At 47.6% G+C, this 12769-nt stretch carries 12 protein-coding genes; 11 read left to right on the top strand and 1 reads right to left on the bottom strand.

Annotated elements, in window-relative coordinates; translation table 11 throughout:
* Window positions 1–290 precede the first annotated feature (290 nt).
* The 10 genes from Q4Q54_RS14015 to Q4Q54_RS13970 all read left to right on the top strand — a co-directional run bounded on the left by Q4Q54_RS14015 (window position 291) and on the right by Q4Q54_RS13970 (window position 9325).
* Entirely contained in the window at window positions 291–797 is a 507-nt protein-coding gene (locus tag Q4Q54_RS14015) for a sigma-70 family RNA polymerase sigma factor (RefSeq protein WP_012090589.1), read from the top strand.
* 2 nt (window positions 798–799) lie between these two features.
* Window positions 800–1789, top strand: coding sequence for a FecR domain-containing protein (locus tag Q4Q54_RS14010; protein ID WP_311988750.1), 990 nt, complete (start codon window positions 800–802; stop codon window positions 1787–1789).
* 101 nt (window positions 1790–1890) lie between these two features.
* A complete protein-coding gene (locus Q4Q54_RS14005; protein WP_311988749.1) occupies window positions 1891–4290 on the top strand; it encodes a TonB-dependent receptor domain-containing protein in 2400 nt (799 codons plus the stop codon).
* Window positions 4291–4292: 2 nt separating this feature from the next.
* Window positions 4293–4655, top strand: coding sequence for a hypothetical protein (locus tag Q4Q54_RS14000; RefSeq protein WP_237709427.1), 363 nt, complete (start codon window positions 4293–4295; stop codon window positions 4653–4655).
* On the top strand, window positions 4652–6331 hold the full coding sequence (locus Q4Q54_RS13995; protein ID WP_311988748.1) for a PepSY-associated TM helix domain-containing protein: 1680 nt from the start codon (window positions 4652–4654) through the stop codon (window positions 6329–6331). Before Q4Q54_RS14000 ends, Q4Q54_RS13995 begins: the two co-directional genes overlap by 4 nt.
* A gap of 20 nt (window positions 6332–6351) precedes the next feature.
* Window positions 6352–6720 carry a DUF3325 domain-containing protein gene (locus Q4Q54_RS13990; RefSeq protein WP_107949937.1) on the top strand — a complete coding sequence of 123 codons (369 nt, stop codon included), beginning with the start codon at window positions 6352–6354 and terminating at the stop codon, window positions 6718–6720.
* Window positions 6721–6728: 8 nt separating this feature from the next.
* Window positions 6729–7655, top strand: a complete 927-nt coding sequence (locus Q4Q54_RS13985; RefSeq protein ID WP_311988747.1) for a MotA/TolQ/ExbB proton channel family protein — start codon at window positions 6729–6731, stop codon at window positions 7653–7655.
* Window positions 7639–8109, top strand: a complete 471-nt coding sequence (locus tag Q4Q54_RS13980) for a biopolymer transporter ExbD (RefSeq protein ID WP_311988746.1) — start codon at window positions 7639–7641, stop codon at window positions 8107–8109. Before Q4Q54_RS13985 ends, Q4Q54_RS13980 begins: the two co-directional genes overlap by 17 nt.
* On the top strand, window positions 8109–8513 hold the full coding sequence (locus Q4Q54_RS13975; RefSeq protein WP_012197834.1) for an ExbD/TolR family protein: 405 nt from the start codon (window positions 8109–8111) through the stop codon (window positions 8511–8513). The genes Q4Q54_RS13980 and Q4Q54_RS13975 overlap by 1 nt, the downstream gene beginning before the upstream one ends.
* Complete coding sequence (locus tag Q4Q54_RS13970; RefSeq protein ID WP_311988745.1) at window positions 8510–9325, top strand: energy transducer TonB; 816 nt, start codon at window positions 8510–8512, stop codon at window positions 9323–9325. Before Q4Q54_RS13975 ends, Q4Q54_RS13970 begins: the two co-directional genes overlap by 4 nt.
* Window positions 9326–9434: 109 nt before the next feature.
* Here the strand turns inward: Q4Q54_RS13970 and Q4Q54_RS13965 are convergent, their stop codons facing one another.
* Complete coding sequence (locus Q4Q54_RS13965) at window positions 9435–10181, bottom strand: class I SAM-dependent methyltransferase (RefSeq protein WP_226059702.1); 747 nt, start codon at window positions 10179–10181, stop codon at window positions 9435–9437.
* A 266-nt stretch (window positions 10182–10447) separates the two neighbouring features.
* Here Q4Q54_RS13965 and Q4Q54_RS13960 point away from each other — a divergent pair, with 266 nt between their 5' ends.
* On the top strand, window positions 10448–12712 hold the full coding sequence (locus Q4Q54_RS13960; protein WP_311988743.1) for a bifunctional diguanylate cyclase/phosphodiesterase: 2265 nt from the start codon (window positions 10448–10450) through the stop codon (window positions 12710–12712).
* Window positions 12713–12769: the final 57 nt, after the last annotated feature.

Genomic DNA, 12769 nt, shown 5'->3' with positions numbered 1-12769 from the left:
TAACCCTAACAAGATGTTTTTATATCATTAATGAATCATCATATTTTTCAAAAAGATAATCGGTAGTCCTATAGAGATAAGGCTCAAGTTTAGTTGAGCCAGTCAAAAACACAAAAAGATAGGCGAATCCTTTTGCTCGAAAGTCGTATAAAACAGGATTACAGCTTATTTCCACCATGATTCTCGCTATGCATAAGCAGGTAATCTCATGGGCGTAATGACACAAAACTTGACCTATCAAATGATAATCAATATCATTACAGCATTGTTAATATTCTTGCCTATACCGTATGACGTCGGTCAATATTTCTTCTCCTATCAATAACCTATATAGAGATAACCAGTTTTGGCTACGCGGCTGGCTATACTCACGCGTGGGTTGTTCAGAAACAGCGGCCGACCTAGCCCAAGATACATTTCTACGTTTGTTAAAAACCGGAAATCTGCCGCCTTCAGGCGAATCTCGGCGTTTTTTAACCCGCATTGCCAAAGGATTGATGATTGACGCTTATCGTCGGCAGAAGATTGAAGAAGCCTACCTAGAAAGTTTGAGCTTGATGCCAGAAACCTTCATTCCTGGGCCAGAAATCCATCATGTCATCATTGAAACACTCGCTGAAATTGCCGTTATGCTCGATAACTTGCCGGATAATGTGCGCTTGACGCTGTTACTGCGCCAGATAGAGGGTTTAAGCTATGCCGATATTGCTAAGCAACTATCAGTCTCTGTTTCATCGGTAGAAAAGTACGTTGCGCGAGGCTTAGCGGCCTGCTGCCTCGCGCTGGAATCCTATTAGTCATGCCTGCCAATCAATCTGGGGCCGAGAATATCGGGCAGGAAAACAACTGCGATGCCATTGAAGCGGCGGCTGGCTGGATGGCACGTCTGTTGGCGGATGACGCTACCGAGCAGGATAGTATTAACTGCCAACAATGGCGTGACCAAAGCTCACTTCACGAACAAGCATGGCAACGCATGTGCCAGATCACTGGCAAGTTCGCCTCCTTACCTAAGGGTACAGGCATCCAAGTGCTTGAAAAAGTTAGCCAGTCCGTCGTATCACGTCGGCGTTTCCTCAATGTTTTAGCGCTGGCAGGGATTGGCGTCACCGCGACTTGGCTTGGCGCGTCACAGACTCGACTTGGCCGGAGTCTGCAGGCTCAATACCGCACCGGCGCAGACGAAACTCGCACCTTTACTCTTGAAGATGGCACCCGCTTAACACTAAACATAGATACTGCGGTGGATGTGGATTTCTCCGCCGAGAAGCGGCAAATACAACTCCATCAAGGAGAGATCTTAATCAAAACGGGTCATGAATCTCCCCGTCGCCAATTCTTAGTCACCACCCACTTCGGCCAACTAATCGCGTTAGGTACTGAGTTCTGCATCCGCCAATACGAACACTATGCCCGTGTAGCCGTAATCGACGGCGCTGTAGAAGCTTATTCTGTCAGTGGGGTTAAGCCACAACGAGTAGATACAGGCCAACAAACTCGATTTGATAAGACAATGATTGCGCCTCCTGAACCGCTACAAAATGCAGCGATAAGTTGGCGCCATGGCAAGCTAGTGGCAGAAGGGATGCGGGTAGCAGATTTTGTCGAGGAGATCGGCCGCTATCGACCCGGCTTCACGCTATACGATAGTACCGTGGCCAATTTGACCATCAGCGGCGTATTTTCTCTGCAAGATACCGACCTTGCCCTACAAAGCCTTGCAAGCAGCCTGTCAGTAGAGCTGCAATATCGCACAGCATACTGGGTCAAAGTGATCCCAGCCCGCTAAAACCTTAACGCTGAAAATTATTTTCAAAAAATTTTACGGGTTTTGCGATCTCGTTCGGAATAGTAGATAGAACCTATTAACTTTTCCCCTTGGGACTCTCTATGCATTCCGTTGAATTTGGCCGTTCGCGACCAAAAAAATACCGCGCTAACTACTTGTCCCTTATGGGCCTGAGTTTCACCGTCATCTTAAGCATTACAGCACCACAGCCATCACAGGCTCAAACTGTCGATGTTGATGCCAGACAAATCAACAAGCTACAACATTTTCAGATTAAGGCGGGCACGCTCGATGCTGTGCTCAACAGCTTTGCTCTAGCCGCGAATATTGATCTATCGATATCTTCAGCACTCACTCGGGGTAAAACCAGCTTAGGGCTAGAGGGACAATACTCGATTGAAGCAGGCTTGCAAAAGATACTAGCGGGGACGGGTTTACAGGTCACATCGCGCTTTGAGGGGCAATATATTCTCGGCAAGGCGACTGCCGCAATAGTGTTGGCACCCATAACGGTTATCAGCGCTGCGGGTTATGAACAGGATATCAAAAATGCGCCAGCGAGCATCAGTGTGCTTTCAGGCAAGGATCTAGAGCAACGCAAATTTAATTCACTGCAAGATATCGCGCGGGAAATTCCCGGTGTCAATGTGATTGGCTCTGGCGCACAGAGCGGAATATCCATACGCGGCATGGAGAAGGGTTATACGTTAGTGCTCGTTGACGGCAAGCGGGTACGCTCGGACACGGGAAATCCGCGAGGATTGAACAACGAAGATCTCGATAGCAATTTTATCCCTCCCGTTGCGTCGATTGAGCGCGTCGAAGTGGTTCGTGGACCTATGAGTTCTCTCTACGGTAGCGATGCAATGGGCGGCATCATCAATATCATCACCAAGAAAACACCCGAACATTGGAGTGCCAGCGCGGGCTATGGTCTGCGCGTTCCGGACAGCAGCTCAATGGGAAACCAAAACCAACAGGATCTCTATATTACAGGGCCACTGGTTAAGGATCTGCTTGGGATTTCGCTATGGGGAAATCAAGCCGTCCAAGACGAAGACAAATATTACGGTGGATATCAGGAGTCGACTAAGAAAACGCTTGGCGGTAAGTTACGGATCACGCCTCATCGTGACCACGAAGTCATCCTTGACTACTCAAAGGCGAGTCAGCGCTACATTGGCAATCCTGGTGGAGTTCTACTCACCACAGCCAGAGGAAGTATTGACCGCGAATGGACCCGAGATGCATGGAGCATTGCCTACAATGCCTTGTTCGATCTTGGCGAACTAGAACTGAAATACTATGAAGAAGATTATGAAAGACTGACTTATCCTGCAGCAGCTGATTTCACTACAGGATCAACAAACAAAGTCAGCGATGCGCGCTTCATCACAGGTGTGGATAGCCATACTCTGACTTTCGGTGGTCAATGGACTAACGACAAACTGACTAACGGTGATTTAGGTAATGGCACTCCCCGAAGCTTTGGTACCCGCTCTGTCAGCGATATCAGTATTTTTGCAGAAGACGAATGGGAACTGCTCACAGAGAAACTTTATCTCACCCTTGGTGCGCGACTAACGGATAACGAATTCTTTGGTCATCATGTCTCACCTAGAGCATATCTTGTTTTCAATCATAACGATCACTGGACTTTCAAAGGGGGCATAGCCACTGGCTACAAGAGCCCGAAGATTGACCAGATTGATAACACCACAGGCTCTCAACGCGGCGGCAGTACGAGTCAGTTTGTCATTGTTGGTAATCCGGACTTAGAGCCAGAACAAAGCACGAATTATGAAATCGGCGCGCTTTACACTAAAGATGACACGCTAAATATCGGCGCAACGCTATTTTTCAATGACTTTTCCAACAAAATCCTCAACACCAACACCTTCTATTTCGACGATGGTAACGGTGGATATATTCCAGCCTATTGCATTTCAGGTGACGTTGGCACCAAAGACTGCCCAGCTTGGGCCACTTGGCTAAATGCCAAGGGAGCACAGATCCGCGGTGTCGAACTTGAAGGTCACTGGGACATAACTGATACCTTGGCGCTCAAAGCGAGTTACACCTATACCGATTCACGAATTGACGCAGACAACGTGATCATCAATACCCCCGCGGGTCCACGCCCTTTCGGTGACACCTTGGCATTGCTGGACGGAAATTCGCTCGTCGGCATTCCAAATCATAACGGCTCAATAACGCTCGACTACCAACCTACAGATGCACTCTCGGCATTCCTGAGAGGTAATTATGAGGGCGAAATTACCCGAGTCAGCTTCGAACGCAACACGGTCGATAAGAGTGACAAGGATTTGGTCACGCTGGACGCAGGTCTGAACTATTCGCTGAACCGCTTTATTAGCTTCAACGTCGGGATAGACAACATCACCGACGCTACGCGATTTAAAGTCAATAACGATACTGGGGCCTACCGCTATTCAGAGCGCGGACGTAGCTATTTCGTTAGCGTTAAGACGCAATTCTGAATATGGACCTACATATCATGCTCGAAAAAGACTCACGATTGTCCCATCAATCGAAGCGCGGCAATAAAAGCGCCGTTAGCAAATGGCTGTTCACCACTGGGATGCTGGCACACTCAATCGCCATCTGTTTATTGTGCTATTTATCCAGTGGCCAACTTGTTAATACAACAGGAGCTCTGCTTTACCACATAGGCATGCCATGGACGGATGCCGTGGTCGTCACCAGTATGCTGGGGTTTATCTACTTAGTGCTCATTCTATTGTGGGCATTTTCCCGTAACGGCGTCCTGCGAACTTGGCTGAATGTAAGCAGCCTGACGGGTTTTAGTATCTTCATGGCTTGGATAATTGGAGCATTAGCATGAAAGATGGATTCCGTACTCGGATGAGTCTCCTGCACACTTGGGCAGGATTGATATTAAGCGGCTTGCTGTTCGCCATTTTTTGGACCGGCACGCTGTCAGTATTCGATAAAGAAATCGATCGCTGGATGATGCCACACACTCGAATACACATGGATACTGCAAGGCCATTATCGGTAGACCGCGAGATCATACCTTTACTGGCAGAGCGAGCTGAGGGGGCAAAAGCTTGGACTATAGTGCTACCCGCTGAGCGCAGACCTTTTTTGACATTGGCTTATGATTCTGCAAAGTCACACATAGCACAGCGAAATAGTTTCCACCCGATCACGCTCGAACCGCTTCCGGCTCCAAACACCCGAGGAGCGAGTAACTTTATTTACCCCTTCCATCACAATTTAACCTTACGCCAAAACAACATTGGCGCCCTACTGGTTGGTATTGCGAGCATGGGTATGCTTTGCCTGTTAATTTCCGGCATAGTCATACACCGTAGAATATTTGCCGATTTCTTTACCCTTAGGCTGCTTCGTGGCTTTGGCAGAGCCAATCTCGATATTCATAACCTCACAGGCGTTGTGCTGCTGCCTTTCACTATCGTCATCACCTTGTCTGGGCTAATGATTGCGCACTTGATCTATTTCCCCAAGGCGCCCGATGCCGTTTTCGCACAGCTCAACCCACCATCCGTGACGCAGGAACGACTCAAATCCAAAGTAAGAGAAGCTTCACGCAAACGAGAGCAAGATGTTAGCAGTGAAGATGAAGACGAAATTACCGATGCCAGAGAAGGCTCACGCAATAGTCCTGCACGGAGCCGTTTTATCGCCGAATCACAGGGGCGCGTTAGACCACAAGCAATAGGCCAACCCGCCAATGTTGTCGCAATTGATCCTATGATTGCGGCGACCGAAAACGAACTAGGTCAAGGGGCTGTCTATATGATTCGGGTTAGCAATCCTGGAGATGCAGGTGGTGTCGTCGCACTCAGGCTAAATGGCGATAACAGCGTATCTCAGAATATTGATAATAGGAGATTTTCTACCGCCACTGGAGAGGAACTAGCACATTTCAACTCATCCTCGACGACCAATGTATTTAACTTTATTGCTGGTATGCATTACATCAAATTTAAACACTGGCCACTGCGCTGGCTTTATTTTATCGCAGGGCTGGGTGCTTGCGCGTTAATCGCCACTGGCCTACTGCATTGGACTCAGGCACGTAACCAAAAGCAAGGCAGCACTGGCTTCAATGTGTCTTTTATGAATGCACATAACATCGCTGCGATCACTGGCATTATTTCTGCGACCGGGGCTTTTTTAGTGGTCAATCGCTTGCTCAATAATAGAGAACAATTTGCAGGTATCTCCAGCCGCGATTTAGAGGTATATGCCTTCTTTGGTGTCTGGTTAGCTTGCTTACTTCATGCATTGGTCAGAGTGTTTTTAAACAAACAGCATGGTTACCGAAAGGCTTGGGCTGAACAATGCTGGGCGATTGCTCTGATTGCTATCTCAGCTGTGGGACTGAACTGGATAACCACAGGCGACCATCTGCTTAAGACCCTATTCACCCATACCTATTGGCCCGTTGCGACCCAAGACTTAGTGCTTGTTACTAGTGCAGTGATGGCCATTTACGCAGCGCGGAAACTATCCGTTATCCGTGAGAGTTAGATGTTAAAAGGAGAGGATTAATGCCTAAAGACCTGCTGTTAGTCGCCATATTTAGCGCGGCCTACCTTAGTTTTGCTTTGTTCGCCCTGAGCCAAGTACGGCATTGGCGCGTTGTTTTCGATAAGGCGCTACCCACGCAAAGGGAGGTGTTGCTCCTACGCAGCCTAGGCATCTTGATGCTAAGCATATCTTTAGCACTGTCGCTGGTGCGCGACGGTGCCAGCTTTGGCAGCCTGCTCTGGATAACAATGATTGGCATAGCTGCACTTGCCGTTGCTTTAACCTTAGCTTGGCGACCTCGCTGGTTACGGCCTGCAGGTAAATTATTCTCCTTCACTTACCCAGATACAGGGCGAGTTAACCATAAAATGAATCAAGTTAAAGGTTGATAAAATTGATGATGTTGAAAGCCGTTTTACTCTCATTGACGCTACTTGCTGTACCACTCACCGGTTGGGCGCAGGAAAATGCCAGTGCCGATAACAGCCAAGCCACGTTACCGCTCAACACTGAGACTCATGCCATTGAGCAATTGTCTTCAGTACCTGAAACGGTAGTTTCGGGTGTGCAACAGCCAACGGAGGAAGCTTCCGCTACAGATGTGTTAGCAACATCGACTTGGTGGAACGATGCCCTCGCGCTGCTAGAGACGGGCGGCACAGTAGTGGTGATATTGCTGCTGATGTCATTGGTTGCGATGACGATTGTGCTGATGAAACTTATCCAGTTTCAGCGAGCCGGACTGTGGCAACGTAAACCCGCAAGGCAGGCATTAGCGCTATGGCAACAAGGCAAGCAGAAAGAAGCATTACAGCTTGCTGCGGTAAGCCGTAATCCCACTGCACAGGCAATGGCACAAGCAATTCGTGGCATCACACGCCAACTGCCTGAACCTTTGGTGCGTGAAGAAGTGCTGCGTTATGGCTGTAATGCGCTATTTCAGTTAAGACGCGGATTGCGCCCACTAGAGGTCATAGGTTCATTGTCTCCACTACTGGGATTACTGGGCACGGTAATGGGTATGATCGCCGCCTTCCAACAACTCCAAGCGGCGGGTAATAAAGTGAATCCGGCGATTCTATCGGGCGGGATCTGGGAAGCCTTGCTCACCACAGCGGTCGGTTTGTGTGTCGCTATCCCAGTGGTGGCATTGCTGAACTATCTAGAACGGCGCGTCGATCATCTCGCTCACGAAATGGATAACTTAGTGACGCAACTGTTTACCCCAGAGTTATCAGCGACCAGCACTTATCAAGCGCCAAGCACTGTGGTTACACCACTCACAGCCAGTAACAAACAGGCACGCCATGCAAGCGCCCTTTAGTCAACGACCAAGACTCACGGCTCATCCTTCAAAACGTAAAGCGGTGATTAGCTTAACGCCACTCATTGATGTGGTGTTTATCCTATTGGTGTTTTTTATGCTGTCTTCCAGTTTTCTAGACTGGCGCACTGTAGCGCTCGATACCAGCACGGCAGGTAGCCCCGCTCCCGCTGAGCAAGCGCCATTTTTAGTACAAATTAGCGTAGACCAACTGCAACTAAACGGCGAAACGATCACACTGGAAGCATTACAGCAAAAAGCACAAGGGCGCCAGCCTGCAAGCCAGATAGTGAGCCTACAGCCGCAGGCGGATACTCCAGTACAAAGGTTAGTACAGGTATTAGATGCACTTAATGCCGCAGGGATTGCGCCGCTAACACTGGTAGAAGACTCCAATTGGCAACCCGCACCTGCGACGAAAGCGGACGGCAATAATATGGAGAACAGCCACTAATGCATTTTCCTGAACGTCGGCCAGACCAAACCGAAGAACGTATTTTGCCGCTGATTAATGTGGTGTTCTTGCTGTTAATCTTTTTTATGATCGCAGGTAGCCTTTCAGTGACAGCGCCGTTTGATGTCACTCCACCGGTCTCGCAAAGTGATGGCGTAGATGAACCGGATGCCGTGCTCATCCTAATAAGCCGTGAAAACAAGCTCGCACTCGATAATGAACCGATTACGGAAGCAGAACTGTTAGCACGCATCAATATGCTGCTGTCCGCCGAGCCAGAAACCCAAGTCACGCTGAAAGTTGATGGTGAGTTATCGGGAAACCAGCTCGTACATTTTACCCAAGCCTTGTATGGCGTAGGCGTTAAAAAGCTGCGTTTATTAACTGAGCTGGGGGCCAAATGACAGACCAAGAGTTCGCGCCGAACATAGCGCAATGCGGCATAGCTTTGCTGTTAGCGGCTTTTTTGCACATCGCCTTAACGGCTGCAGTGTTTTGGTCACCAGCAGTAATAACGCCAACGGGTCAGGCTAAAGCGGTTGGCAACGGAGGGATTGAAATTGCCTTAGGGCCTGCAGGTAGCGCAGCGAGTGCTCTGCCACAAACGACGGCGCCAGTTGCTGAGCAAAAATCTGAGCCCATTAAAGAGCAACTCGATAAACCAGCACGACTGCCACCCATAACAAAGAAAGCAACTCCCACACTAAGTACCAAACCTAAACCCATAACGCCAACGCCTCAAGATGAGCTAACAACTCAGTCCGAGGTAAATGAGCAGCATAGCAGTCCAACCGAAACCCCATCGCCGACAGCGTCAGCAGCGTCAGCAGCGTCTGCCAACGAAGTAGGTCAAAACGGTGAAGGTCATTCAGCAGAACAGAATAAGGCGGCTAGCGGCGATAACATGACTGGAGGAGGTTTGCTTGGCGATACCCAGGACTACACTGCGACTTTATTAGCCTGGTTGGAGCAACATAAGGAATATCCGCGTACGGCACGTAATCGACGACAGCAAGGCACAGTCATGCTGTATTTTGTGTTAGATCGTCAAGGCAGAGTCAGAGCGAGTCGAATTGAGCAAAGTTCGGGCTATCAAACATTAGATGCAGAAGCACTAAAAATGTTGGAGCGAGCCCAGCCCTTACCTGCCATACCCGATGCAATGCCAAACGAGACGTTAGAACTTGTTGTGCCAGTGCAGTTTTTCTTACGTTAAGCGGCACCGTGAAATGGAACATCCAGCGGACAAACTTATCGACCTAGTCATCATATTTAATGAGTGCCTTGCTTGTTTGTCTGAGCAATCATGTAAATAGGTATAAACCCTATTTCATCGCGGCTTTTACGTATACATCAAAACGGTTTTTCTTGGTTTCAATAACTGTATTTGGCTTAACCCCGTCCAAATCTTCGGCGTAGTCTGGGCGCTTAACGACGACACGTTTCGTTGCTAAAGCTAAAGCGGGGGCGAGTAAACCATCGGCATCTAAATCGGCACCGACTAAGGATTGGAATACACGCATTTCCTTTTTAACGAGGGCCGATTTATCACGGTGGGGATACATAGGGTCGAGGTACACCACATCTACCTCTTGTGCCAATTTCGAAAGGGCTTCGAGGCTCGAACCATGGAACAGGCGCATCCGCTCACGCATCCAGACACCGATTTCAGCATCTTGATAGGCGCGGCGCAGACCATCTTCAAGCAATGCCGCAACCACAGGATGACGTTCAACCATAGTTACAGTGCAACCAAGGCTTGCTAGCACGAAGGCATCACGTCCTAAACCCGCAGTGCCATCAACCACACTTGGCATTACCCCTTGCTTTAATCCCACGGCTTTAGCGATGGATTGGCCGCGACCACCACCGAACTTACGTCTATGGGCTACGGCGCCAGTCACAAAGTCCACCACTATGCCATCGAGCTTAGGCTCATCGCGTTTATGCAGTGATAAAGTATCTGAATCAAAACGCAATTCGAAGGTCGCATTCGCATCGTAGACGAGTTGCCAACGTGCACAAATATCCACAAGTGTTGGGTATTGCTGATTGAAAAAAATCGGTGTCACAGGCTGTCTTCTAACCAACGAAAATGATGGCCATTATGCCTAAAAATCTGGTTTATGAATATGCCAGTCAGCAAATCACATCAGCAAACTCATCACTGTCTTAGTCAATTTGTCGCAGTGCACCCTTAAAGATTCAAACAAGCATCACACTGTAATTCACTGATTTATAAAGATAGTAATCTATTTGTATAACAATTAGGTGATTTATGTTATATGTTATATCCCCAGTCAACCTGCGTGACTTCCGTATGGGATAAGGACTCTTTTTGCTTCAATGGCTGAAAGGTTTTTTGTTTATTAGGGATCAAGACTTTTTAAATCCTGATAGAACAATATTAAAAACCAGCTTATTGCGGATCATTCTGCTCAGTGGCGCGATTTTGACCACTAGCATAGTGCTGCATAGCTCTTTAATTGCGTATGAGTTAAACCTCGCTTTTATTATCAGCATTACGGTCAGTTTTCTAACTGTGCTGTTTTTGGCTTTATGGTTTACCCGCAAATATTTACTCGCCAGTTCAATAAGCCTGCTGGCTATGGTCATTGCCGCCTGTATTTCTATACTCTTGTTTATCCCAGACTTTAACTTATCCCAGGCAGGGATTACCTTCTTATATACCCTTCCCTTAATGGCGCTTTTTCTATTTGGCAGAAAAGTAGCCGTTATTATGATGTTTTTTAATGTATTGCCTTTTTTACTGCTACTGCGTAACCAAAATATTCCCCCGATTATTGATATTGATATCAGTCTGCCTGCGACCCACGCTTATCTGAATGGTTTACTGTTTGTCTTTTTTAATATTTGCATTCCCTTGTCAGCAATGCGCTTGCTAAAAACCCAGAAAGTCCATGCGCAGCAAATGATCCAGCATCAAAATGCTCTGCAGCGTACCTTAGATCAATATGCTGAAATCTTTGAAAATAATGGCACCGCCTCTTTCTTCTGTAATGAGGACGGCGTGATCCTCAACCTGAATAATGCAGCCCAAAAAATCGCTGGAGAAGTCACGCTAAACCGCACTCGCTTATGTGACATTTTTGAACTTACCGAAGATACCAGCACAAACTTACTGGCGGCCTCGTTTCCGACCCATTTAAAGAACAATAACAGCACTAAATACCTGCTGCAGAAAGCCTCATTAGAGCACCATGACACTTTGTTGTTTCACTGCCACGATGTCACTGAACAGGCCAACCATGCAATTGAACTAAGCCGACTTAAAAAGCACCATATCAGCACACATTTCTATGATTTAGTGACCGGATTACCCAACGAGAATCACTGGTATAACCCAGCCCCAAGCACAATCCATTTGGATATGACAGTTGCCATAGTCAAAATTGATAACCTGAGTCAAATCAATGCCGCCTTCGGGATCAGCGTCGGGGATGCCATCCTAAAAGCCTTTGCAACCGAACTCAAAAATCGCTTTGGTCACCACGCAAAAATATACCGGTTTAGGGGAGCCTCGTTTGCGCTTGAGTTTACCAGCCTGCCGCTGATTTCCCCCGAAAACCTCGCGCAGCAATTACGCGAGCGTATTCCAACACACCTGCAGCTTAAGCAAGAACAACAGATTGAATATCATCTCGAGTGCCGAGTCGGTTGCAGTTCGGGCAATAAGGCCTCACCGCAGCAAGCCGCAGAGCAATGTTTAATTGCCATAAAACAAACCACCCAAGCTAGCCCAGTAATGGTGTATTACATTGGTTTAATTAATAATCTTCTCGAAGCCTCATCACAGAAAGCCAGAATTCGTGACGCATTAAAACATAATCGCCTTGAAATGTGGCTCCAGCCTAAAGTGATGGCCGATGGCCACATTATTAGCTTTGAAGCACTGGCACGAATGTTCGATGAAGACGGCACTATGATTATGCCAAACACGTTTATCCCCATCATAGAGTCATCCCAATTGCAGGCGATTTTTGCGATAAAAGTCTTTAGGCAATTACTGCAACTGATCCGTTCTTGGCCAAAAAATGTGCCTCTGGTCAGGATTGCCTTCAACTTATCTGGACAGGATATTCTGTCGGATCGCTTCTTTAAGGTGTTGATTCAAACCTATATGAATCACCCCGAACTCATCCCATTATTAGAAATTGAGATTACTGAAACCTCAGTATTTTCAACCCATAAAGAAACGGGCCGACGCTTAAACACCTTGGCTCGTATGGGAGTGTCTATCGCCATTGACGATTTTGGTACTGGCCATGCCTCATTAAGCCAACTCATCGATATCAGTGCCGACACGATTAAAATCGACCGCTGCTTTGTCAGTCAAATGGGCATTAGTGAACGCCATACCCAAATTGTGAATGCCGCCATCCTGTTAGCTAAGAGCTTAAAACTCAACGTCATTGCCGAAGGTATCGAAACCGAAGCCCAGTTATTGCAACTCACAGCGTTAGGGTGTGAACAATTTCAAGGCTATCTATTTGGCAAACCCGCACCCGCGAATCTATGGCTGAAAACCTTTCAAATGCAAACCCCCACACACTGGTTTGCTAATAAACAGAGCGCCAACTGAGGCATTAAATTTACGCCTACAAGCATCGCAGGTATAATTAGCGACTGGCATTTGCCT

It is taken from the genome of Shewanella sp. SP2S2-4 (assembly GCF_031932025.1).
GTDB lineage: Bacteria > Pseudomonadota > Gammaproteobacteria > Enterobacterales > Shewanellaceae > Shewanella > Shewanella baltica.
Note: the sequence above shows the minus strand (reverse complement) of the source record. Positions and strands in the feature narration are given on the sequence as shown.